Here is a 21708-nt window from a genome sequence, read left to right on the forward strand (position 1 = left end):
ATCCCCCCGTGCCAGGCGCGCATCGCAAGAAGACCCCGGGCAAGCACCGCAAGCCCGGCTCCCTGTCCATCACCTGGCGGACGACCGGCGGCGTGATCGTCGGCGCCGCCGTTCTCGGCACCGCCGCGGCCACCGCGCAGGCGTCCGTCCTGCCGTTCGGGCCCGCCCCGGCGACCGCCGCGGCGGCCGGCGTCACCGCGGCCAAGAAGGCGGGCGGCGGCCCGTCGCACGAGTCGTCGAAGGGCTCGTCCAAGGGCTCCTCCAAGGACGGTCCGCGCAGTACGTCCAAGGCGGCGCCCAAGAAGGACGCGAAGGACGAGCCGCGGCAGGCCCCTCCCCAGAAGTCCGGGGAGTCCCGGCCCACCGCCGCGGAGGCCATCAAGATCGCCAAGTCCCAGGTGGGGATCACCGAGGACGGCGGCGGCGACACCAAGTTCCAGAAGTGGTACATGAGCACGGCCCGCGCCCAGGAGACGGTCGCCCGCGACGGCGGCTCCATCGGCGGCTACAGCGGCGCGCAGTGGTGCGACATGTTCGTCTCCTGGGTCGGCGAGCAGATCGGCTTCACCGACCAGGTCGGCAGCGACGCCTGGACGGTCGCGCACGCCAGGTGGTTCCAGCAGCACGGCCGCTGGGGCACCGAGCCGAAGCCGGGCGCGATCGTCTTCTACGCGTGGGACGGCAGCAAGGACGTCTCGCGCATCAGGCACGTCGGCATGGTGATCAAGAAGATCGACGACGGCACCGTGGAGACGGTCGAGGGCAACACCGGCAACGCCGTCAAGATCAAGAAGCGCTCCGCCGACGACATCGTCGGCTACGGGTACCCCGACTACAAGTCTTGACTGCTCCCCTCCCTGGCGGGAGGGGATCGTTCGGGTCCCCTCCCGCCCGGACCAGCATCACGCGCGCGGAGTTCTTGTCCCTGGGACGGGACGTCCCGCACGCGGTGCAGGTGTAGATGCGCTCGGACAGCGGCAGGCGGTGCTTGGCTCTCGCGCCGCAGTCGCCGCAGTCGCCGCAGTCCATCGTGGTGTACGCCGGGCCCACCAGGCGGACGTCTCGGCCGTGTTTGCGGCCCATCTCGATCAGGGCCTTCTTGGTGTCGCCGATCGCGGCGTCGGCGGCCTTGCGCGCCATCGTGCTCTTGGCGAGGAACTTGGGGCGGAAGTCCTCGACCGCGACCGCGTCATGGTCGCGCATCACCTTCTTCGCCCACTTGCGGGCGTCGTCCCGGCGCTGTCGGGCGACCTTCGTGTGCGTTTTGGCCGCCAGTTTCCGCGCCCGCCGATACCCCTTGGACTGCTTCTTGCCCGTGGGGGCGCGGCGCCGCGCCATCTGCCGCTGGTAGCGCGCCAGCCGCGCCTGTGCCTTCTTACCGTGCTCGGAGTGCGGCAGGTCGTGGTCGCCCGAGGTGGTCGTCGCGGTCTCGGTCACGCCCCAGTCCACACCCAGGACCCGTCCGGTGGCCGGCAGAGGCTCCACCCGCGCCGTCGCGACGAACGAGGCGTACCCCCGCCACAATGCCCCCCGGCCAGGTGCAGGCGCCCGTCCCGCAGTCGGAACCCGCGGCGGGTGTAGTTGAGGGTCGGATCGGTCAGGTCCCGCTTCTTGAACCGGGGCATCCCCGCCCGCTGCCGGACCGGCAAACCTTCGACGATGTCTTTGAGCGCCCTGGCCCGTGATCGGCCGAAGTCGCGGATGGGTCTGCTGCTGCGGCACCGACGTCCCCTTGCGCAGCCAGGACTTCTCGGCGCGCCACCCGGTCAACATCTTGTCCAGTTGCGCGGGCCCGCACGTGGCGCCCGCCCGATGCGCGGCCTTCGACTGGGCGACGCATTCATTCCACACCCACCGGCAGCGATCCCACTCGGCCAGCAGCGCCCGCTCGGCAGTAGACGACAGCCGCAGCCGGAACCCGAACCGGGCGTTCCCGATGCCGTGCTCGTGGTGTGCCGGTATCGCCATACCGCCGACCAGACACTGCCTCTACGTGTTCTTGACGATACTGTGAGTTACCCTTGGTGGGCGTGTCACTCCGCGGGTCCCCGCCGACGTCCGCGCACGCCGGGTCGAGCGGGCGAGACGCCGGCCGGCGCTCCCTCAACTCTGATCTCTTCTACCTACTGGAGACGGCCCTCGGCGGCACTCGGCGAGCGATCCGCGCCAGGGGGCGGATCGGCTCCCCTGCCCCGCTGAGTGGGAGGCCGGATTCCTACCCGTTCGGTCGAGGCCGGGGCATCCCCGGGGAAAGCTCGTGATGGCGCCTCCGGCGGCGCGCGCTGCATAGGATCGCGCGCATGGAGGACGATCCGGAGCGCGGCGGCCCCGTGACGCGGCGCAGGGCGCTCGCCCTGGGCGCGAGCGGGGCCGCCGCGCTGCTCGCGGGCGGCGCCTGCCTCCTCGGCGCGCGGTCCGGCGGCGACGGCGCGGCCGGGACCCGCGCCTCCCCCGGCGACTCCGCCGAGGCGGCCGGCCCGTTCGGCCCCGACGCCGCCGGAACCGTCCTCGCCAACCGCGCGCGGGCGGTGCGGGACGGCGACCGCATCGCCTTCCTCGCCACCGTGGGCCACGCGCCCAGGGCGTTCCAGGACGCGCAGTCGCGCATGTACGACAACCTCCGCAAGCTCCCCCTGGAGGGGTGGCAGGAGCGTCTCTCCAACACCCAGGCCGCGTCCGGCGAGAGCGCGGTCGTCCGCGTCGAGGTGCGCTACAGGCTGCGCGGGTTCGACAAGGGCTACGTGGCCCGCACCCGCTACCTGGCCTTCGCACCGGCTTCCGGCACCTGGACGATCGCCGGGGATGGAACGTCCCACGGATTCAAGGACGACGCCGACATCTGGGACGGCGGCCCCCTGACCGTGGTCAAGGGGCGCTCCAGCCTCGTCATCGGCGACGCCGCCGGGCTCACCGGCATCGCCGGCCGCCTGGACGCCGCCGTACCGGTCGTCACGGGCGTCGTCGGGCGCGGCTGGGCGCAGCGGGTCGTCGCGCTCGTCCCCGCCGACACGGCCCTCGCGTCGGCGCTCGCCGGGCCCGGCCAGAGCCTCCACGAGATCGCCGCCCTCGCCACCGTCGCGCCCTCGGCGGGCGGCGGCCCCGGCGAGGACCGCGTCATCGTCTCCCCCGGCACCTTCGGCCGGCTCAACGCGCTCGGCCGCGACGTCGTCCTCACGCACGAGCTGACCCACGTCGCCACCGGCGGCGCGCGCGACCGGCGCACCCCGCTGTGGCTCATCGAGGGCTTCGCCGACTACGTCGGCTACCGGTGCGTCGAGATCGGCGTGCGGGCGGCGGCCGGCGAGCTGCGCCGCGAGGTCGCCGCGGGCCGGGTCCCGGCCGCGCTGCCGGCCGCCGCCGACTTCGCGGGCGGCTCCCCGCGCCTCTCCCAGGCCTACCAGGAGGCCTGGCTCGCCTGCCGGATGGTCGCCGGCCGGTACGGTGAGGCGACGCTCGTGCGGCTGTACCGGGCCGCCGGGCGCGCCCCGGAGGCCACCGCGCTGCGCGACGTGCTGGGCCTCACCCGCGACCGCTTCACCACCCTCTGGCGCGACTACATGAAGAAGGAACTCTCATGAGCGAGCGAAGCGAACCGGGGGGCGTGGCGGGGCGTCCCCCCACGAGGGACGTGACGGGGGCGGACGAGGGGCGCGTGGACGAGGGCGGCGCGGGCGACGGGGCGGTGGAGGAGGGGGGCCGGACGGTGGCCGGGATCGGCGGGGCGGGGCGGGCGCGCGTCGCCGCGGCGGTCGCGGCCGTGGTGCTGTTCGCCGGGGTCGGGGCCGTCCTCGCGCTGACCACCCCCTGGAACCCGCTGCCCGGCCACGTCCCCGGCGGGCACGCGGCGCCCGACCCGGCGCTCGACTTCTCGCCCGCCGAGATCGCCCGCTCGCGGGCGTTCGACTCGGCGATCAACCCGCCCGCCTACGCGGGGCTCCTGGCGGGGCTCGCGGTGCTGCTCGTCCTCGGGTTCACCCCGCTCGGCGCCCGCTTCATCGGCTGGGCGACCGCCCGCACCCGCCGCCGCCCGCTCCGGATCGTCGCCGCGACGGTCGCGGTCACCACGCTGCTGCGCCTCGCCGGGCTCCCGTTCGACGTCTGGAGCGAGTCGGTGCTGCGCCGGTACGGGCTGTCGACGCAGAGCTGGCCCGCGTGGCTCACCGACCAGCTGAAGTCGCTCGGCGTCACCTGGGTCGTCTACACGATCGCGCTGCTGCTCCTCTACACGCTCATCCGGCGCTTCCCCCGCTACTGGTGGACGGGCGCCGCGAGCGGCGGGTTCGTCCTCGTCGTGCTCGTGTCGTTCATCTACCCGGTGGTCGTCGAGCCGGTGTTCAACGACTTCCACTCGCTGAAGCAGGGGCAGCTGCGCAGCGACCTCCTCGCGATGGCGAAGCGGGACGGCGTCCCCGTCGAGGACGTCCTCGTCGCCGACGCGTCCCGCCGGACGACGTCGCTGAACGCCTACGTGTCCGGGTTCGGGTCCACCCGCCGGATCGTCCTCTACGACACGCTGCTGACGTCGCCGCGCCCGCGGATCGAGTCGATCGTCGCCCACGAGCTCGGCCACGCCAAGCGCGACGACGTCCTGTGGGGGACGCTGGTGGGCGCGCTCGGCATCGCCGGGGCGCTGTGCCTGCTGTACCTCCTGATGACCTCTCCGCGCGTCCTGCGGCGCGCGGGGGCCGGTCCCGGCGACGCGCCGGAAGGGGCACCGGGCGAGCGCGGGGCGGCGGACCCGCGGACCATCGCGCTGCTGCTCGCACTCGTCACCGCCGGCACGCTCCTCGCCGCGCCCGTCCAGAACCTGGTCAGCCGGCGCATCGAGGCCCGCGCCGACGCGCACGCCCTGAACCTCACCCGCGACCCGTCGACGTTCGTGTCGATGCAGCACGAGCTGTCGGTCCGCAACATCTCCGACCTGAGCCCCGACGCGATGGAGTACGTCCTGTGGACGTCCCACCCGCCGGGGCCCGATCGGATCGCGATGGCCCGGGACTGGGCCCGCATGAACCGCGTCGCGGTCCCGCCGCCCCTGCGCTGACCGGCGGGCGCGCCGCGCCCGCCGGTCAGGGCGGTCAGTTGCCCTGGGTGTCCTGCTTCGCCGGCGCCTTGCCGCCCTGGCCCTGCTGCGCCGACAGCGTCGACGCGTCCGGGCGCGGCGCGGTCGTCACCGACCGCTTCAGCGCGCTGCCCTTCACCCAGTCGTTCCAGCCGAGCTGCCAGTAGCCCCAGCCGTTGTCGGGCTCCAGCTTCCGGCTGGTGCCGGTGACCTTCACAACGTCGCCCCGGTAGCTGAGCCCGTAGAACCACTTGGCGTTGGACGGGCTGATGTTGATGCAGCCGTGGCTGACGTTCTCCTGCCCCTGGGAGCCCACGGACCACGGCGCGCTGTGCACGTACTCGCCGCTGTTGGAGATCCGCACCGCCTTGTACACGGTCAGGCTGTAGCCGCCGGGGCTGCCGGGGCTGACGCCCATCCAGTCGGACGTCATCGTGGTGGGGTCCTCCTTGGCCATCGTCAGATGGACCCCGTCGGTGGTGGTATACCTGCGCTCACCGCCCTTGCCCATGCTGGTCGGGATGGTGCGGGCCTTCTTGCCGTTGACCATCACGACCATCTTGTGGCTGTCCTCGCCCGCCGTGGAGATGTGCGAGTCGCCGACCTTGAAGTCGACGGCGTAGTTCTTGCCGCCGTACATGTCCCCGCCGGTGCGCACGCCGCTGAGGTGCGCCTGGAACCGGACGTTCGTGTGCGCGGGCCAGTACTGCTTCGTCCGGAACACGGCCTGCTGGTCGCCGAACCAGTGCCAGGCGCCCTCCACCGTCCGGTCCGCGGTGACCTCCAGCGCCCGCTCCACCGCCGCCCGGTCCTTCACCGGGCGCTCGAAGTTCATGATGATCGGGATGCCGACGCCCACGGTCTCCTTGTTGTAGGGCGCTTCGATCGTCGCGGCGTTCGTCTTCTCGACCTCGGCCGTGCTGAAGCGGCTGGACACCGTCCGGGTCCTGCCGTCCTTGCCGAGCGCCGTCGCGGCGACCGTGTAGGTCTCGCCCGGCTTCAGCGACCAGCGCGACCGCCACTGCGTCCGGTCGGCGCTGAGGTCGCCCGCGACCGCGCCGCCCCCCGACGACACCGTGACGTTCGCGATCGTGCCGCTGTGCGCCCGGACGTCGATCGTGCTGTCCGGCCGCAGCTTCCCGCCGCCCGCGGGCGACACCGCGAGCCGCACGTCCCGTACCGCGTCCGGTTCACCGCCCGAGCACGCCGCGGCTCCGGCCACGACGCTCGCGCCGACGAGGACGGCGGCCGCGCGCCGCCCTCGCTCTCCCGGTCCTGAGCCACCCACCCGCATGTGAGCCCCCCGGTCGTCCTCCTGGGCGATCGGTCCGCCTGCCCAGCCCGGTCGCTGGAACGGCGCCCAGTATGTGAAAAGGCCGGTACCCGCAAAAATGCGGACACCGGCCCCACACTGGGGTTCTTTTACCGACTAATGGGCGAAATGACCCCGGTAGTACTCGAAGACCAGACCGATGGTGCTCAGGATCGCGGCGGCCACCCCGAGGATGACCAGCCACCAGCCGAACACGATGCCGAGAGCCACCGCGGCCGCCGACAGCCCGACGTACAGCGGCCACCAGCTGTGCGGGCTGAAGAAGCCCAGCTCACCGGCCGCGTCCGCGATCTCGCCCTCGGGGTCGTCCTCGAACAGCGGGCCCGCGTTCGCCCGCTCGAGGCGGCGGACCGTGAAGTGGACGTAGAACCCGATGAGCCCGGCGAGGCCGACCGCCAGCCCGAGCGCCGTCGTGCCGGTCCAGTCCTTGGACCAGAGCCAGTAGACGACGTCGGTGGCGAGGAAGAAGACCGCGGTGCCGTAGAACATGAACGCCTGGACGCGCATCGGCTACTCCCCCTTCGTTCCGGCGAGTTCGCCCTTCGCACCCACGTGCGGGTGGTGCAGGTCGAACGCCGGCCGCTCGGAACGGATCTTCGGGATCGAGTTGAAGTTGTGCCGCGGCGGCGGGCACGAGGTCGCCCACTCCAGCGAGTTCGAGTACCCCCACGGGTCGTCGACGTCGACCTTCTTGCCCTTCTTCCACGTGATGTAGACGTTGTAGAAGAACGGGATCATCGAGATGCCGAGGATGAACGAGAAGATGGTCGAGACCTCGTTCAGCCCGTGGAACTCGGCGGCGTAGTCGGCGTACCGGCGGGGCATGCCCTCCGCGCCCAGCCAGTGCTGGACGAGGAACGTGCCGTGGAAGCCGATGAACAGCAGCCAGAAGTGCACGTGGCCGAGCCTGTCGTTCAGCATCTTGCCGGTCCACTTCGGCCACCAGAAGTAGAAGCCCGCGAACATCGCGAACACCACGGTGCCGAAGACGACGTAGTGGAAGTGCGCCACGACGAAGTAGGAGTCCGACAGCTGGAAGTCCATCGGCGGGGACGCGAGGATGACGCCGGTGAGACCGCCGAACAGGAACGTCACCAGGAAGCCCAGCGACCAGAGCATCGGCGACTCGAACGTCAGTTGTCCTCGCCAGATGGTCCCGACCCAGTTGAAGAACTTCACCCCCGTGGGCACGGCGATGAGGAACGACATGAAGGAGAAGAACGGCAGCAGCACCTGGCCGGTCACGAACATGTGGTGCGCCCACACGGTGACGGACAGGCCGGTGATGGCGATGGTCGCGAACACCAGGCCGATGTAGCCGAAGACGGGTTTGCGGCTGAACACCGGGAGGATCTCAGTCACGATGCCGAAGAAGGGCAAGGCGATGATGTAGACCTCCGGATGCCCGAAGAACCAGAACAGGTGCTGCCAGAGCAGCGCGCCGCCGTGCGAGGCGTCGAAGATGTGCGCGCCCAGCTTGCGGTCGGCCTCCAGGCCCAGCAGCGCGGCGGCGAGGACCGGGAACGCCATCAGGACGAGGATGGACGTCAGCAGGACGTTCCAGGTGAAGATCGGCATCCGGAACATCGTCATGCCCGGCGCGCGCATGCACAGCACCGTGGTGATGAAGTTGACGGCGCCCATGATGGTGCCGAAGCCCGACATCGCGAGGCCCATCACCCACATGTCGCCGCCGATGCCCGGCGAGCGGACCGCGTCCGACAGCGGGGCGTAGGCGAACCAACCGAAGCTGGCCGCGCCGCCCGGCGTGAGGAAGCCGGCGATGACGATGAGGCTGCCGAACAGGAACAGCCAGTACGCCAGCATGTTCAGCCGCGGGAACGCCACGTCGGGCGCGCCGATCTGCAGCGGCATGATGACGTTGGTGAAGCCCGCGAACAGCGGCGTCGCGAACATCAGCAGCATGATCGTGCCGTGCATGGTGAACAGCTGGTTGTACTGCTCGTTGCTGACGAGCTGCAGGCCCGGCTCGAACAGCTCCGCCCGGATGAGCAGGGCGAGGACGCCGCCGAACAGGAACATCACGAACGAGGTGATCAGGTAGAGGTAGCCGATCACCTTGTGGTCGGTGGACGACATCCACGAGGCGAGGATGCGCCCCTTGCTCGTCCGCGGCGCGGTGACCGGCGCGCTCGGGGCATGACTCGTGGCGGTCACTTCCCACCTCCCGCGGCCAGTGCTTGCTTCGAATCTGCGATGAACTTCTGGTACTGCTCGGGCGTCACGACCTTCAGCTCGAAGAGCATCCGGCTGTGGTCGACGCCGCAGAGTTCGGCGCACCGGCCCTCATAGGTGCCGAGCTTGGTCGCCGTGAACTCGAACTCGTTGACGTACCCCGGCATGACGTCCTTCTTGTAGATCAGCGCGGGGACCCAGAACGAGTGGATGACGTCGTTGGAGTGCAGCTTCACCCGGACGGTCTTGCCGGACGGGATCGTCATGACGGGCTTGCCGGGAGCCGGGCCGTTCGGGTTCACGGGCACGCCGGTCACGGACGCGACGGTCTGCCCGTTCTCCTTGTAGTCGAACTGCCAGCTCCACTGGAACGCCGTCACGTCGACGACCACCGCGGGATTGTCGGTGGTCTTCTCGACGAAGTTCTCGTCGCGGGCGGTGAAGTAGAACAGGACGGCGATGATGACGAACGGGACCGCCGTATAGAGGATCTCGATCGGCATGTTGTAGCGGACCTGCGGCGGCAGGTCGTCGGAGCGCTTGCGGTGGAACAGCACCGCCCAGATGATCAGGCCCCAGACGACGCCCCCGACCGCGAACGCCGCGATCCAGGAGCCCTGCCACAGGTGCAGCATGCGTTCGCCTTGGACGCTGATCGGCTCGGGCAGGCCCAGCCTGGTGCCACTGCAACCAGTGGCGGCCAGTGCCAGCAGCCCAAGCACACCGGCGCTTTTCAATGCGCGGCGACTGCGCACAGGCGTACGCCGCTCCCTAGAGCGGGTCGGACTCACGGAATGCCTTCCCCACGGATGAAGCCCGGTCCTCCGGGCGGTGAGATCACTGTTTACACGTGTGGTGGACACCCTAGCGCTAGGGTCGGGGGTACCCCCGATCGGGTGCCCGGTTAGTGTTTCAGCGTGGCCGAACCGAGCACGGCGGGCGCCTCCGCGGAGGCCGCCTACTTCGACGCCGCGTCCACCGAGCCGCCGCACCCGGCGGCGCGCGCGGCACTGCTGGACGCGCTGGACTCCGGCTGGGCCGATCCGGCCCGGCTGTACGGGACGGCGCGCGGCACCCGGCTGCTGCTGGACCGGGCCCGCGCGCGTGTCGCGGGCGTCCTCGGCGCCCGGCCGGACGAGGTGTCGTTCACCTCCTCGGGCACCCAGGCGGTGCACCTGGCGGTCCTCGGGGGGCTCCAGGCGCGCCGGCGCGTCGGGCGGCACCTGGTGGTGAGCGCCGTGGAGCACTCCAGCGTGCTGCACGCCGCCGAGCGGCACGAGCGCGACGGCGGCGAGGTGACCGTCGTCGGCGTCGACCGGGCGGGCCGCGCCGACCCCGCGCAGTTCGCCGCGGCGCTGCGCCCCGACACCGCCCTCGCCTGCCTGCAGTCGGCGAACCACGAGGTCGGCACCGTGCAGCCGGTCGCCGAGGCCGCCGAAGCCTGCCGCGCCGCCCGGGTGCCGCTGCTGGTGGACGCGGCCCAGTCCCTCGGGCGCGCGGACGTCCCCGGCGGCTGGTCGTTCCTCGCGGGCAGCGCGCACAAGTGGGGCGGCCCCGCGGGCGTCGGCGTGCTCGCCGTCCGCAAGGGCACCCGGTGGCGCTCGCCGCTGCCCGACGACGAGCGCGGGGGGCGCCGCGTCCCCGGGTTCGAGAACGTTCCGGCCATCGCCGCGGCGGCGGCGGCGCTGGAGGCGTACCGCGCGGACATGGCGGCGGACGCACCGCGCCTGTCCGCGCTGGTGGAGCGCATCCGCACGGAGGTCCCGCGGCGCGTCCCCGACGTCGAGGTGGTCGGCGACCCGGTGCGGCGGCTGCCGCACCTGGTGACGTTCTCCTGCCTGTACGTCGAGGGCGAGGCGCTGCTGACCGAACTGGACCGGCTGGGTTTCGCGGTTTCCTCCGGCAGCTCGTGCACGGCGGATACGCTGCGTCCCAGTCACGTGCTCGAGGCGATGGGGGTGCTCACCCATGGGAACGTCCGGGTGTCGCTGCCGCGCGGAACCGGCGCGGAGCAGGTCGACCGGTTCCTCGCCGTGCTCCCCGGCGCCGTCGAACGCCTCCGCGAGACGATGAGGACGGCCGGACGATGAACCGGACGGTGCGCCGGACCGAGCCGGGCCAGGCGATGGAGGGTCAGACGTTGAGGACCTTCGAGACAGGGAGGCGGTCGCGTCCATGAGGTTCCGAGGCCGCGCCAAGCACGGGGCGCCGTCCGCCGACGCCCCGCCGCCCGCCGAGGCGGCCCCCGCGGGCCCGCCGCCCGTGCTCGTCATCGACGCGCTCGGCCGCAAGTGCCCGATCCCGATCATCATGCTGGCCGAGCGGATCCGCGAGGTGCCGGTCGGCCAGGTCGTCGCCGTCCTCGCCGACGACGCCGCCGCGCGCACCGACGTGCCCGCCTGGTGCCGCATGAAGTCGCAGGACTTCGTCCGCGAGGAGACCCTCGGGCAGGGCGGCTGGGGCTTCCACATCCGCCGGACGTACTGAGGCGCCGCGGGGGCCGCGCGTAGGTCGCGGGGCCCCCGGCACGCGTCGTGCTACGGGTTCGGGCAGCTGAGGTGCGGGGCGATCTCGGCCGCCGGGCCGGCGCCGTACGCGGCCGCGAAGCGGTCGAGGAACGCCTGCCGGGCGAGGCCGTACTCCTGCGGCCCGGCGGCCTCCAGCGCGTACGCGGCGACGGTGCAGCCGACCTGCGCGGCGCGCTCCAGCGGCAGGTTCCACGCGGTGGCCGACAGGAAGCCGGCGCGGAAGGCGTCGCCGACGCCGGTCGGGTCGACGACGTCCTCGACCGGGACGCAGGGGACGTGCACGCCCTCCTCGCCCGCGCGGTCGATGACGACGCCCTTGGCGCCGAGGGTGGTGACGCGGACGCCGACGCGGGACAGGATCTCCGCGCCGCTCCAGCCGGTCTTCTCCTCGGCGAGCGCCTTCTCGTAGTCGTTGCTGAACAGGTAGGCGGCGCCGTCGATGAGGCGGCGGACGTCGGCGCCGTCCATCCGGGCGAGCTGCTGGGACGGGTCGGCGGCGAACGGGATCGCGCGGGTGCGGCACTCGTCGGTGTGCCGGAGCATCGCGTCGGGGTCGTTCGGGCTGACGACGACGAGGTCGAGCCCGCCGACGCGGTCGGCGACCGGCTTGATCTCGATGGAGCGGGCCTCGCTCATCGCGCCGGCGTAGAACGTGGCGATCTGGTTCTGGTCCTGGTCGGTGGTGCACAGGAACCGGGCGGTGTGGTGGACGTCCGACACGTGCACGGACGCGGTGTCGACCGCGTGGCGCTCCAGCCAGGACCGGTAGTCGGCGAAGTCGTCGCCGACGGAGCCGACGAGGATCGACTCCTTGCCCAGGCTGCCCATGCCGAAGCAGATGTTGGCGGCGATGCCGCCGCGGCGGATCTCCAGCTCGTCCACCAGGAAGGACAGCGACACCCGGTCCAGCTGGTCGGGCAGGAGCTGGTCGGTGAACCTTCCGGGGAAGGTCATCAGATGGTCGGTCGCAATGGAGCCAGTCACGGCGATGCGCACGGCGTCGCTCTCCTCGTCGTGGTCGTCCGGCTGTTCACCGGCTGTTTCGAACCCGGAAAGACTACTTCCCCATCGCACCACAGATCACCGCAGGACCGCACGCGGAGCACGCGAAAGGGGCGGCCCCGGGCATCAGCCCCGGGACCGCCCCTTCCGGGACGTTCCGCTCGCGTCGCGGACGCTCAGTCGAAGCTCAGTTGAAGGAGTCGCCGCAGGCGCAGGAACCCGACGCGTTCGGGTTGTCGATGGTGAAGCCCTGCTTCTCGATCGAGTCGACGAAGTCGATGGTGGCGCCGGTCAGGTACGGCGCGCTCATCCGGTCGACGCGCACCGACAGGCCGTCGAACTTCTGGATCTGGTCGCCGTCCATCTCCCGCTCGTCGAAGAAGAGCTGGTAGATCAGGCCGGAGCAGCCGCCCGGCTGCACGGCGACACGCAGCGCAAGGTCGTCGCGGCCCTCCTGCTCGAGCAGGCCCCTGGCCTTCTCGGCGGCGGCGTCGGTGAGGACGACGCCCTGCTGCGTGGTCTCCTGCGTGGTCTCGCCTGAAACCGTCATGTGTTCAGCTCCCGGGTCTCGCTGCGCCGCGGTGCGGCGGACTGTCGCTTGTCCGAGGACGTCGTACGCCTCTTCCCGTAGGACAACGTACCTCGCTACCGGCCCATTCCGCTTATCGGCCGGGTTTAACACCGGCGGGCGGTGCGTTCTACGTCACAGCTCCGCCGGCCGGGGGATGTGCCATCATTAGTCGTCAAAGCGACGATAAGCCTCCGTCGCGAAGGGAGATCCCCGATGACCACCACGGTAAGCGACCTTCCGCTGCTGCTGCTCGGCCGCGGCGCCGACCCGGACAGCGAGCGCGGCGTGGACTGTCCGGGCGAACTGCCCCCGGCCTCCGACCCCGAGCTCGTGGAGCGGGCCCGCGCCGCCAAGGCGTCCCTCGGCGACCGGGTGTTCGTGCTCGGCCACCACTACCAGCGGGACGAGGTCATCCAGTTCGCCGACGTCACCGGCGACTCGTTCAAGCTGGCGCAGCAGGCCGCGGCGCGGCCCGACGCGCCCTACGTCGTGTTCTGCGGCGTGCACTTCATGGCCGAGTCGGCCGACATCCTGACCGCGGCGCACCAGCGGGTCATCCTGCCGGACCTAGGCGCCGGCTGCTCCATGGCGGACATGGCGACCTTCGACCAGGTCGAGGACTGCTGGGACGCCCTGGAGGACGCCGGAGTCGCCGACGACGTCGTGCCCGTCACGTACATGAACTCCTCGGCCGACATCAAGGCGTTCGTGGGGCGGCACGGCGGCACGGTGTGCACGTCGTCCAACGCCAAGCGCGCCCTGCAATGGGCCTACGGCAAGGGCAAGAAGGTCCTGTTCCTGCCCGACCAGCACCTCGGCCGCAACACCGCCGTCCTGGACATGGGCCTCGCGCTGGACGACTGCGTCGTCTACAGCCCGCACCGGCGCGAGGGCGGGCTCACCGCGGAGCAGCTGCGCGACGCGAAGATGATCCTGTGGCGCGGGCACTGCTCGGTGCACGGCCGGTTCAGCACCGAGGCGGTGGACGAGGTCCGCGAGCGCGTCCCCGGCGTGAACGTCCTGGTGCACCCCGAGTGCCGGCACGAGGTCGTCACGGCCGCCGACCAGATCGGCTCGACCGAGTACATCATCAGGGCGATCGAGGGCGCCGAGCCCGGCTCGGCCTGGGCGATCGGCACGGAGCTGAACCTCGTCCGGCGGCTGGCGAACGCCCACCCGGACAAGAACGTCATGTTCCTCGACAAGACCGTCTGCTACTGCTCGACGATGAACCGCATCGACCTGCCGCACCTGGTCCTGTCGCTGGAGTCGCTCGCCGCGGGCGACGTCCAGAACGTCATCGAGGTGGACGAGGAGACCGCGCACTACGCCCGCGCGGCCCTCGACCAGATGCTCGCCCTGCCCTAGCCGGCGGTCCCGCGGGACGTCCCCGGCCGGTTCACAGGCCGGGGGCGCCCCAGACGGGGAACCAGCGGCCGAGGTCCTCCTCGAAGGGGAGGTCGGCGCCGATCGCGCCGCGCACCTGGAGCTCCAGCGCGTTGTCCCGCATGGGGGGCGGCGGGGCGTAGCCATGGGGGTGAGACACAGCGCCGGGCAGCGGGGCGAACGGGTAGAACGTGCCGCGCTTGTAGAGGTAGACGAGGGCGAGGCGCTGCCCGTCCGGGCCGCGGAATCCCGCCAGCGAGCACAGCAGGTGCGGCCCGAACCCGCCGGACTCCAGCGTCGAGTTCACCGCGTGCAGGTCGGTGACCAGGTCGGGCAGTTCCTCGGGACGGTGCTCGGCGAGCAGCCAGGTGTAGCCGTAGGAGTCGTTGCTGATCTCGACCTTGGGGCCCTGGTCGGCGTCCAGCAGCTCCTGGACGTCGGCCTGCAGCCGGGCGAACGCGCCGCCCTCGGCCGCGCGGAAGCACACCGAGCCGAGCCCGGTCGGGGTGAACCCCGTCGCCGCCTCCAGCGTGATCGCCGCCGACGACAGCCCGAAGATCTGGTCGAGGTCGGGCTTGACCGGCTTGGAGCGGCCGAGCAGCGTGTCGAGGAAACCCACGGATCAGACTCCCCTGCTGAGCTGGTCGGAGATCTTCGAGAGCTGGGCGAGCCGCTTGTCCAGCGGCGGGTGGGTGGAGAACAGCGAGGAGACGCTGAAGCCCTTGCCGAACGCCGGGGTGAAGAAGAAGGCGTTGAACGCCTGCGCGGACCGCAGGTCGTTCGTCGGGATCCGCGCGATCTCGCCGCTGACCTTGGTCAGCGCGCTGGCGAGCGCGGACGGGCGGCCGGTCAGCAGCGCCGCGGCGCGGTCGGCCGACAGCTCGCGGTACCGCGACAGGGCGCGGGTGAGCATGAAGCTGACCGCGTAGGCGAGCGCGCTGGCCGCGACGACGGCGAGCAGGATCAGCCCGGTGTTCTGGTCGTTGCTGCGGCGGCCGAAGCCGCCCCACAGGCCCCACTGGAGGCCGAAGCGGGTGATGAGGCCCGCGCAGATGCCGAGGAACGAGGCGATCGTCATGACCGCGACGTCCTTGTGCGCGACGTGCGCCATCTCGTGCGCGAGGACGCCCTCCAGCTCCACCGGTTCGAGCCGGCGCAGCAGCCCGGTGGTGACGCAGACGACGGCCTTCTTCTGGTTGCGGCCGGTGGCGAACGCGTTCGGCACGTCGGTGTCGGCGATCGCGACCTTCGGCTTCGGGGCGTCCGACATCGCGCAGATCCGGTCGATGACGCCGTGCAGCTCGGGCGCCTCCTCCGGGGAGACGACGCGGCCGTGCATCGCGAACAGCGTCATCCGGTCGGAGAAGAAGTACTGCGCGAACAGGAAGGCCACCGCGACGCCGAGCGCCACGAACGCCCACTGCGGCACGAAGACGAAGAACGCTCCGACGAAGACGACGTACACCAGCCCCAGCAGGAACATCGTCACGAGCATCCGCGATGTCAGCCCCCGGTCGGAGGCGTAGCGCGTGCTAGCCATGCGGCAACCCCCAGTCCTTGCTCTTATTCATTTGTACCAACGCACGAGACCCGGGTTTTGTGCCTGGATGTCCAGAACGGACGGCACCCCCCGGGCCCTCGCGGCGTCGTAGTGGGGAATATCCCCAGATTCCCCCGTACGTCGGAGGGTTCAGTCCGGGATCAGCCCCTCGTCTCCGAGCATCGAGCGCACCTCGTCGATGTGCGCGTCGGCCGGCGGCAGGATCAGCCCGGACGGCTCCAGGCTGTCGGCCGGGAGCGGCTTGCCCACCTTCCGGACGTTCTCCAGCAGAGCGTGCAGCGCGGTGCGGAACGCGGTCTCGTCGCCCGACTCGATCGCCGACTCCAGCTCCGAGTCCAGGGCGTTGAGGGAGGACAGGTCCTCCTCGGCCACGTCCAGCTGGCCCTCGCCCATCAGCCGGACGATCACTGGGCACCCCCGGGGTTGTTCGGCCACGGGGCCTGCTGCGGGGTGTCCTGCTGCTGCTGCGGCTGCGCGGTCGGCGTGCCCTGGTTCAGCTCCTTGGGCGCGGGGCCCTGGCCGAGTTCGGCCTTGAGCTGCTCCAGCTCCAGGTCGACGCCGGGACCGGAGCCCATCCGGTCGAGCTCGGCCTGGATGTCGTCCCGCGGACCGGAGAAGTCCTCCAGGGCGCCGGAGGCCAGCAGCTCGTCGATCGCGCCGGCACGCGCCTTCATCGTGTCGGTCTTCTCCTCGGCGCGCTGGATCGCCAGCCCGACGTCGCCCATCTCCTCGGAGATGCCGGAGAACGCCTCGTTGATCTTCGTCTGCGCCTCGGCGGCCGTGTAGGTCGCCTTGATCGTCTCCTTGCGCGTCCGGAAGGAGTCGACCTTGGCCTGCAGCCGCTGGGAGGCGAGCGTGAGCTTCTCCTCCTCGCCCTGCAGCTGCTGGTACTGGCCGCGCAGGTCGCTCAACTGGCTCTCCAGGCCGGAGCGGCGGGTCAGCGCCTCGCGGGCGAGGTCCTCCCGGCCCACCTGCAGCGCCTTCTTGCCCTGGTCGGTCAGCTTGCCCTGCTGCTGCTCCAACTGGTTGATCTGCAGCTCGAGGCGCTTGCGCGAGGTGGCGACGTCGGCGACCCCGCGACGAACCTTCTGCAGCATCTCCAGCTGGCGCTGGTAGGAGTAATCGAGGGTCTCCCGAGGATCTTCCATGCGATCCAGGGCCCGGTTGGCTTTGGACTTGAAGATCATCGACATTCGCTTCATCACGCTCATCGCGCGGCGCCGGTCCCTTCGTGCTGTCGCCTCAGTCGTACACTGGGCTCAATGACCACTGCTGGGGTTCTTATCACCCTACGCGTTAACGCGCGAGGCAGCCACGATGTTCGCAGCCGGTAGGCTGATCCCGTGTTCAAGCGTCGTACCCCTGAGGCCCCGGCGAATCCTCCTCAGGTAGTAAAGCCGGGAGGCAAGGGCCGCCCCACGCCCAAGCGTAGGGATGCCGAAAAGCGCCGCCGCCAGCCCATCACCGCCCCTGCCACTGGCAAGGACGCCTACAAGAGGCGGAGAGCGCAGCTGGCGGACGAGCGGGCCAAGGCCCGCGAGGGGATGGCGAAGGGCGACGAGCGGCACCTGCTCAAACGGGACAAGGGCCCGGTGCGCCGCCTCGCCCGCAACTATGTGGACTCGCGCCGCACCGTCGGCTCCTACCTCATGTACGCCATGTTCGCGATCGTGCTGCTCAGCATGCTGCCGATCCCCGCGGCCAGGCTGCTGGTGCTGTTCGCGCCGCCGATCCTGCTCATCGTGGTGTTCGGCGAGGGCCTCATGCTCAGCCGCGGCATCAAGAGACTGGCCGCCGAGCGCCACCCCGACGAGGACGTCAAGGGCGTCGGGCTGTACGCCGCGATGCGCGCGATGCAGATCCGCCGGCTGCGCGTCCCGAACCCGCAGGTGCGGGTCGGCGAGAAGGAGAAGATCTGACCGGACCCCGCCGGATTCCGGCGGCGGTCCCCCGATCGCCTTCGGGCTAGGTTGGGGGCCATGGAGTTCCGAAACCTGGGCCGGAGCGGTCTGAAGATCAGCGAGATCGCGTACGGCAACTGGCTCACCCACGGCTCCCAGGTCGAGGAGGACGCGGCGCGCGCGTGCGTGCACGCCGCCCTCGACGAGGGGATCACCACCTTCGACACCGCGGACGCCTACGCCGGGACGCGCGCCGAGGAGGTCCTCGGGCGCGCGCTCAAGGGGCGGCGCCGCGAGGGGCTGGAGATCTTCACCAAGGTCTACTGGCCCACCGGACCCGGCCGGAACGACTCGGGCCTGTCCCGCAAGCACGTCTTCGAGTCGATCCACGGCTCCCTGCGCCGCCTCGAGACGGACTACGTGGACCTCTACCAGGCCCACCGGTTCGACTACGAGACGCCGCTGGAGGAGACCCTGCGGGCCTTCGACGACCTCGTCCGGCAGGGCAAGGTGCTGTACGTCGGCGTCTCGGAGTGGCGGGCCGAGGAGATCGAGCGCGCCCTGCGGATCGCCGGCGAGATGGGCTTCGACCGGATCGTCTCCAGCCAGCCGCAGTACTCGATGCTGTGGCGGGTCATCGAGGAGGAGGTCGTCCCGCTCTGCGAGCGCGAGGGCATCGGGCAGATCGTCTGGTCGCCGATCGCGCAGGGCGTGCTGACCGGCAAGTACAAGCCGGGGCGGCCGCTGCCGGAGGGGTCGCGCGCCACCGACGACAAGGGCGGCGCCGACATGGTCAAGCGCTACCTGAACGACGACCTGCTGACCCGCGTGCAGAACCTGCGGCCGATCGCGGACGAGCTCGGGCTGTCCATGGCGCAGCTGGCCATCGCCTGGACGCTGCAGAACCCGAACGTGTCCGCGGCGATCGTGGGCGCGTCCCGCCCCGAGCAGGTCACCGACAACGTGAAGGCCGCCGGGGTGAAACTGGAGGCCGACGTGCTGAAGCGCATCGACGACGTCCTCGGCGACACCGTCATCCGCGACCCCGCCAAGACCGCCAGCCCGCGCAAGCGCCCCTGACCGGGGCCCCGGTACGCGCGGAGGGCCGCGGAGCCGTTCGGCCCGCGGCCCTCACCGGTCTCGCCGCCGCCCCGGCCTCACTCCGGGTCGTGCAGGCTCATCTCGTAGACGAGCGTCTCACCGTCCAGCAGGACCACCTTGCCGACGTCGTCGGCGCGCAGCCCCCGCCAGTTCTCCCCCAGCCAGCTCTCCGCGTCCGCCTGGGTGGAGAAGGTCTCCTCCGACATGCCGACCGTCCCGCCGTCGGCCCGCTCCAAACGCCAGCTCCACGTCATCGCGTCGACCTCCCTCGTCGCGGTGAGACTAGCGGCTCCGGGTCAGGAGGCGGCCTCGACGGCGCGGCGCAGCGCCTCGGGGCTCGCGATGTCGGACGCGTCCAGCGTGCGCCCGTTGACCCGCACACTCGGCGTGCCCGAGATCCCGGACGCTATGTAGCCCTGGCTGACCGTCTTCACGCTCCCGGCGTACCGCCGGCTCTCCACGCACGACGTGAAGTCGTCGCCGGTCAGCCCGAGCGGTTCGGCCAGGGAGAGCAGTTCGTCGGTGGTGTAGCCCGTGGCGTTCTCGTTCTCGGGCTGGTGCTCGTAGAGCGCGTCCTGGTAGGACAGCCACTGCGCGCCGTCGCCGACGCAGCGCAGCGCCGCCGCGGCCCGGAGCGAGTTGTCGTGCGCCGGCTGCCGGCTCGCACCGAAGATCAGCATCGGGTGGAACACCACCTTGGCGCGCCCGTCGACCACCAGCTGCTTCAGCATCGGGTCGTGCTTCTGGTCGAACGCCCCGCAGGGCGGGCAGGCGAAGTCCTCGTAGATGTCGACGACGGGCGCGGTGACGCCGGGCCGGGACATGACGAGGCTGCCGTCCGCCTGCGGCGCCGCCTCCGCGCCGCCGGCGATCTTGCCGACCCGCAGCTGCACGTCCCCACCGCCGTCTCCGCCGCCCCCACCGTCGCCGCCACCCTGCACGGCGAGGACGACCACCCCGGCGACGACCAGCAGGAGGACGAGGCCGCAGCCCGCCAGCACGAGTGCGAGGCCGCCGCCGCCCCTGCGTCCCGGCGGCGGTCCGGGCGGCAGTGGTCCGGGCTGCGGGGCGAACCCGCCGGGCATACCCGGCACGGGCCCTCCCGGCGGGAGCGGAGGCGGGCCGTAGGGCGGCCCGCCCTGGCCCGGCCGTCCCGGCTGGTGGGGCTGTCCCGGCTGGTGGGGCTGACCTGGCTGGTGAGGCTGACCCGGCTGGTGAGGCCATGGCGCGTTGGGGGGATTGCCCACCTGGTCTCCTCCTGTCGAGGGGGCGGCGTGGTCGTTCCAGAGGAGCGTAACCGTAGAGTTCCGACCGGTATGGACATTGAGCTTCGCGGCATCGCCGCAGCGCACGGCTGGCCCGCGCCCGGGTGCCGGTGCGCGTCCTGCGGCCGGCTGCGCGCCGCCGGCGTCCGCCGCGCACCGATCGCGGCCCTCGTCGACGGCGTGCCGCTGGAGGACCTGCCGCGGACGGACGTGCCCGGCGGCCACGAGGTGCGCGGCCCGGACGGCGGCCTCGTCCTGGTGGCCGCGGGACCGGACGCGAGGCCCGAGCCGCCGCCGGGTGCGGAGTACGCGGCCGTCCTGCTCGACCTCGCGGGCTCACCGGAGCACCTGGGGTATCTGCGCCATGCCGGGGCCGTGACGTCCGCGACACAGGTGTTCGCCGTGCACGTGGACCACCGGGTGCCGTCGGAGGCGGAGCTGGAGCGCCGCATGGCCTTCTGGGAGCGGCCGCGCCACGGCCCGTTCCGCACCCTGCTCCTCGGCGGGAGCCGGTCCGGGAAGTCGGCCGAGGCGGAGCTGCGGCTGGCCGCCTGCCCGGACGTCCTCTACGTCGCGACCGGCCCGGTCCGCGACGACGACGCCGAATGGGCCGAGCGCGTCGCCGCGCACCGGCGCCGCCGCCCGGCGTGGTGGCGCACGGTCGAGACGACCGACGTGGCGGGCGTGCTGGAAGCGGAGACGGGCGCGGTCCTGGTGGACGGCATCGGCACGTGGCTGGCCGCCGCGATGGACGAGGCCGGCGCCTGGGACGACCCGTCCCGGGCCCTGCCCCGCATCGGCGGGCTCGTCGATGCGTGGCGCGGCACGGCGGCGCGGGCGGTCGCGGTCAGCGACGAGGTCGGGCTGTCGCTGGTGCCGCCGACCGCGTCCGGTCGGGCGTTCCGCGACATGCTCGGCCTGGTCAACCAGCGGCTCGCCGCCGAGTCGGAGGAGGCCGCGCTGGTCGTGGCGGGGCGCGTCACGGAGCTGCGATGACGGGCCGCCGGGCGGTCGAGGGACTGCGGCTGGCGGTCACGCTGCTGACCGTCGTCCCGGCGGGGACGGCGCGGGTCGACCGGGGCACCGCGGGCGCCGCGATGCTGCTCGCCCCGGCCGCCGGCCTGATCACCGGCGGCGCCGCCGCGCTGGTGCTGCTCGCGGGCGACCTGCTCGGCCTGTCCGCCCTCCTCGCGGCGGTGCTCGCGGTCGCCGCCACGGCCGCGGCGACCCGCGCGCTGCACCTGGACGGCCTCGCCGACCTCGCGGACGGCCTCGGCAGCGGGCGCCCCGCCGCCGAGGCGCTGGCCGTCATGAAGCGGTCCGACATCGGCCCGTTCGGCGTCGTCACGCTGCTGCTGGCGCTGCTGGCCCAGGTCGCCGCGCTGGCCTCGGTCCCGCATCCCGCCGCCGCGGTGCTCGTCGCGTCCGCCGCCGGGCGGCTGGCGCTCCCCTGGGCCTGCCGCGCGGGCGTCCCGCCGGCGCGCCCCGGCGGGCTCGGCGCCCTGGTCGCGGGGACGGTCGGCACCCGCGCCGCCCTGCTCGTCACGGCGGTCGTGCTGGCCGCGGCCGCGGGCGCCGGAGCGGCCGCCGGCGGCCCCGGCGGCGCGGTGCACGGCGCGGCGGCGGTGGCCGTCGCGCTGGCCGCCGCCCTGCTGGTGCTCCGGCACGCCGTCCGGCGGCTGGGCGGCGTCACCGGCGACGTCCTCGGCGCTCTCGTCGAGGTCGCCGCCACGGCAGCGCTGGTCGTCCTGGCCGCCCGCCCCTGACGGCCGCGCCCGTACCGGGAGGTGTTCCGGCATGGG

23 protein-coding genes are annotated in these 21708 nt (G+C 72.1%); 10 read left to right on the plus strand and 13 right to left on the minus strand.

Annotated features, from left to right (window positions below):
* Positions 1-8: 8 nt before the first annotated feature.
* Complete coding sequence (locus ABZ806_RS11145; protein ID WP_500216743.1) at positions 9-845, plus strand: CHAP domain-containing protein; 837 nt, start codon at positions 9-11, stop codon at positions 843-845.
* On the opposite strand, the gene ABZ806_RS11150 is transcribed toward ABZ806_RS11145, so the two are convergent.
* Positions 787-1968, minus strand: coding sequence for an RNA-guided endonuclease InsQ/TnpB family protein (locus ABZ806_RS11150; protein ID WP_500216744.1), 1182 nt, complete (start codon positions 1966-1968; stop codon positions 787-789). The two genes, ABZ806_RS11145 and ABZ806_RS11150, sit on opposite strands and share 59 nt — an antisense overlap.
* A 332-nt stretch (positions 1969-2300) precedes the next feature.
* Here ABZ806_RS11150 and ABZ806_RS11155 point away from each other — a divergent pair, with 332 nt between their 5' ends.
* Both ABZ806_RS11155 and ABZ806_RS11160 read left to right on the plus strand, forming a co-directional pair.
* The gene (locus tag ABZ806_RS11155) at positions 2301-3578 is read left to right on the plus strand and encodes a hypothetical protein (protein WP_500216745.1); all 1278 of its coding nucleotides are present in this window, start codon (positions 2301-2303) and stop codon (positions 3576-3578) included.
* The gene (locus ABZ806_RS11160) at positions 3575-5044 is read left to right on the plus strand and encodes a M48 family metallopeptidase (protein WP_500216746.1); all 1470 of its coding nucleotides are present in this window, start codon (positions 3575-3577) and stop codon (positions 5042-5044) included. Before ABZ806_RS11155 ends, ABZ806_RS11160 begins: the two co-directional genes overlap by 4 nt.
* A 34-nt stretch (positions 5045-5078) precedes the next feature.
* On the opposite strand, the gene ABZ806_RS11165 is transcribed toward ABZ806_RS11160, so the two are convergent.
* The 4 genes from ABZ806_RS11165 to ctaC all read right to left on the minus strand — a co-directional run bounded on the left by ABZ806_RS11165 (position 5079) and on the right by ctaC (position 9313).
* The gene (locus ABZ806_RS11165) at positions 5079-6356 is read right to left on the minus strand and encodes a L,D-transpeptidase (RefSeq protein ID WP_500216747.1); all 1278 of its coding nucleotides are present in this window, start codon (positions 6354-6356) and stop codon (positions 5079-5081) included.
* Positions 6357-6491: 135 nt separating this feature from the next.
* A complete protein-coding gene (locus ABZ806_RS11170) occupies positions 6492-6902 on the minus strand; it encodes a cytochrome c oxidase subunit 4 (protein WP_500216748.1) in 411 nt (136 codons plus the stop codon).
* 3 nt (positions 6903-6905) lie between these two features.
* A complete protein-coding gene (gene ctaD / locus ABZ806_RS11175) occupies positions 6906-8495 on the minus strand; it encodes an aa3-type cytochrome oxidase subunit I (RefSeq protein WP_500216786.1) in 1590 nt (529 codons plus the stop codon).
* A gap of 74 nt (positions 8496-8569) precedes the next feature.
* On the minus strand, positions 8570-9313 hold the full coding sequence (ctaC, locus tag ABZ806_RS11180; RefSeq protein WP_500216749.1) for an aa3-type cytochrome oxidase subunit II: 744 nt from the start codon (positions 9311-9313) through the stop codon (positions 8570-8572).
* Between the two features lie 195 nt (positions 9314-9508).
* On the opposite strand from ctaC, the gene ABZ806_RS11185 reads away from it, so the two are divergent.
* The gene (locus tag ABZ806_RS11185; RefSeq protein WP_500216750.1) at positions 9509-10681 is read left to right on the plus strand and encodes a cysteine desulfurase family protein; all 1173 of its coding nucleotides are present in this window, start codon (positions 9509-9511) and stop codon (positions 10679-10681) included.
* Between the two features lie 85 nt (positions 10682-10766).
* A complete protein-coding gene (locus ABZ806_RS11190; RefSeq protein WP_500216751.1) occupies positions 10767-11078 on the plus strand; it encodes a sulfurtransferase TusA family protein in 312 nt (103 codons plus the stop codon).
* Positions 11079-11128: 50 nt separating this feature from the next.
* Here ABZ806_RS11190 and ABZ806_RS11195 read toward each other — a convergent pair whose 3' ends face one another.
* Positions 11129-12115, minus strand: a complete 987-nt coding sequence (locus ABZ806_RS11195; RefSeq protein ID WP_500216752.1) for a carbohydrate kinase family protein — start codon at positions 12113-12115, stop codon at positions 11129-11131.
* Positions 12116-12308: 193 nt separating this feature from the next.
* Positions 12309-12671, minus strand: coding sequence for a HesB/IscA family protein (locus tag ABZ806_RS11200; RefSeq protein WP_500216753.1), 363 nt, complete (start codon positions 12669-12671; stop codon positions 12309-12311).
* A 234-nt stretch (positions 12672-12905) separates the two neighbouring features.
* On the opposite strand from ABZ806_RS11200, the gene nadA reads away from it, so the two are divergent.
* Complete coding sequence (gene nadA / locus ABZ806_RS11205; RefSeq protein WP_500216754.1) at positions 12906-14060, plus strand: quinolinate synthase NadA; 1155 nt, start codon at positions 12906-12908, stop codon at positions 14058-14060.
* Positions 14061-14091: 31 nt separating this feature from the next.
* Here the strand turns inward: nadA and pspAB are convergent, their stop codons facing one another.
* From pspAB to ABZ806_RS11225, 4 genes are all read right to left on the minus strand, one after another.
* Positions 14092-14697, minus strand: coding sequence for a PspA-associated protein PspAB (gene pspAB, locus ABZ806_RS11210; protein ID WP_500216755.1), 606 nt, complete (start codon positions 14695-14697; stop codon positions 14092-14094).
* A gap of 3 nt (positions 14698-14700) precedes the next feature.
* On the minus strand, positions 14701-15618 hold the full coding sequence (gene htpX / locus ABZ806_RS11215) for a zinc metalloprotease HtpX (RefSeq protein ID WP_500216756.1): 918 nt from the start codon (positions 15616-15618) through the stop codon (positions 14701-14703).
* 150 nt (positions 15619-15768) lie between these two features.
* On the minus strand, positions 15769-16047 hold the full coding sequence (gene pspAA, locus ABZ806_RS11220; RefSeq protein WP_500216757.1) for a PspA-associated protein PspAA: 279 nt from the start codon (positions 16045-16047) through the stop codon (positions 15769-15771).
* Positions 16044-16850 carry a PspA/IM30 family protein gene (locus tag ABZ806_RS11225; protein WP_500216758.1) on the minus strand — a complete coding sequence of 269 codons (807 nt, stop codon included), beginning with the start codon at positions 16848-16850 and terminating at the stop codon, positions 16044-16046. The genes pspAA and ABZ806_RS11225 overlap by 4 nt, the downstream gene beginning before the upstream one ends.
* A gap of 132 nt (positions 16851-16982) precedes the next feature.
* Here ABZ806_RS11225 and ABZ806_RS11230 point away from each other — a divergent pair, with 132 nt between their 5' ends.
* Positions 16983-17558, plus strand: a complete 576-nt coding sequence (locus ABZ806_RS11230) for a DUF3043 domain-containing protein (RefSeq protein WP_500216759.1) — start codon at positions 16983-16985, stop codon at positions 17556-17558.
* A 60-nt stretch (positions 17559-17618) separates the two neighbouring features.
* The gene (locus ABZ806_RS11235) at positions 17619-18620 is read left to right on the plus strand and encodes an aldo/keto reductase family protein (protein WP_500216760.1); all 1002 of its coding nucleotides are present in this window, start codon (positions 17619-17621) and stop codon (positions 18618-18620) included.
* 77 nt (positions 18621-18697) lie between these two features.
* On the opposite strand, the gene ABZ806_RS11240 is transcribed toward ABZ806_RS11235, so the two are convergent.
* Both ABZ806_RS11240 and ABZ806_RS11245 read right to left on the minus strand, forming a co-directional pair.
* Positions 18698-18895 (minus strand): hypothetical protein, encoded by a 198-nt coding sequence (locus tag ABZ806_RS11240; protein ID WP_500216761.1) that lies wholly within the window; start codon positions 18893-18895, stop codon positions 18698-18700.
* Between the two features lie 42 nt (positions 18896-18937).
* Positions 18938-19726: a DsbA family protein gene (locus ABZ806_RS11245; protein WP_500216787.1), complete on the minus strand. Its 789-nt coding sequence runs from the start codon at positions 19724-19726 to the stop codon at positions 18938-18940.
* Between the two features lie 231 nt (positions 19727-19957).
* Here ABZ806_RS11245 and ABZ806_RS11250 point away from each other — a divergent pair, with 231 nt between their 5' ends.
* Together ABZ806_RS11250 and ABZ806_RS11255 are read left to right on the plus strand one after the other, a co-directional pair.
* Positions 19958-20902 carry a bifunctional adenosylcobinamide kinase/adenosylcobinamide-phosphate guanylyltransferase gene (locus ABZ806_RS11250; protein ID WP_500216762.1) on the plus strand — a complete coding sequence of 315 codons (945 nt, stop codon included), beginning with the start codon at positions 19958-19960 and terminating at the stop codon, positions 20900-20902.
* Positions 20899-21672 carry an adenosylcobinamide-GDP ribazoletransferase gene (locus ABZ806_RS11255; protein WP_500216763.1) on the plus strand — a complete coding sequence of 258 codons (774 nt, stop codon included), beginning with the start codon at positions 20899-20901 and terminating at the stop codon, positions 21670-21672. The genes ABZ806_RS11250 and ABZ806_RS11255 overlap by 4 nt, the downstream gene beginning before the upstream one ends.
* The last annotated feature ends 36 nt before the right edge of the window (positions 21673-21708 follow it).

The organism is Spirillospora sp. NPDC047418 (assembly GCF_040643275.1).
Classification (GTDB): Bacteria; Actinomycetota; Actinomycetes; order Streptosporangiales; family Streptosporangiaceae; genus Spirillospora.

Bases quoted from the DNA above. Each gene is read 5' to 3' on its own strand.
- nadA (WP_500216754.1), top strand. From the start codon at position 12,906: ATGACCACCACGGTAAGCGACCTTCCGCTGCTGCTGCTCGGCCGCGGC.
- ABZ806_RS11235 (WP_500216760.1), top strand. From the start codon at position 17,619: ATGGAGTTCCGAAACCTGGGCCGGAGCGGTCTGAAGATCAGCGAGATC.
- ABZ806_RS11160 (WP_500216746.1), top strand. From the start codon at position 3,575: ATGAGCGAGCGAAGCGAACCGGGGGGCGTGGCGGGGCGTCCCCCCACG.
- htpX (WP_500216756.1), bottom strand. From the start codon at position 15,618: ATGGCTAGCACGCGCTACGCCTCCGACCGGGGGCTGACATCGCGGATG.
- ABZ806_RS11225 (WP_500216758.1), bottom strand. From the start codon at position 16,850: ATGAGCGTGATGAAGCGAATGTCGATGATCTTCAAGTCCAAAGCCAAC.
- ABZ806_RS11155 (WP_500216745.1), top strand. From the start codon at position 2,301: ATGGAGGACGATCCGGAGCGCGGCGGCCCCGTGACGCGGCGCAGGGCG.
- ABZ806_RS11255 (WP_500216763.1), top strand. From the start codon at position 20,899: ATGACGGGCCGCCGGGCGGTCGAGGGACTGCGGCTGGCGGTCACGCTG.
- ABZ806_RS11200 (WP_500216753.1), bottom strand. From the start codon at position 12,671: ATGACGGTTTCAGGCGAGACCACGCAGGAGACCACGCAGCAGGGCGTC.
- ABZ806_RS11240 (WP_500216761.1), bottom strand. From the start codon at position 18,895: ATGACGTGGAGCTGGCGTTTGGAGCGGGCCGACGGCGGGACGGTCGGC.
- ABZ806_RS11170 (WP_500216748.1), bottom strand. From the start codon at position 6,902: ATGCGCGTCCAGGCGTTCATGTTCTACGGCACCGCGGTCTTCTTCCTC.
- ABZ806_RS11250 (WP_500216762.1), top strand. From the start codon at position 19,958: ATGGACATTGAGCTTCGCGGCATCGCCGCAGCGCACGGCTGGCCCGCG.
- ABZ806_RS11245 (WP_500216787.1), bottom strand. From the start codon at position 19,726: ATGCCCGGCGGGTTCGCCCCGCAGCCCGGACCACTGCCGCCCGGACCG.
- ABZ806_RS11150 (WP_500216744.1), bottom strand. From the start codon at position 1,968: ATGGCGATACCGGCACACCACGAGCACGGCATCGGGAACGCCCGGTTC.
- ABZ806_RS11165 (WP_500216747.1), bottom strand. From the start codon at position 6,356: ATGCGGGTGGGTGGCTCAGGACCGGGAGAGCGAGGGCGGCGCGCGGCC.
- ABZ806_RS11190 (WP_500216751.1), top strand. From the start codon at position 10,767: ATGAGGTTCCGAGGCCGCGCCAAGCACGGGGCGCCGTCCGCCGACGCC.
- ctaD (WP_500216786.1), bottom strand. From the start codon at position 8,495: ATGTCGTCCACCGACCACAAGGTGATCGGCTACCTCTACCTGATCACC.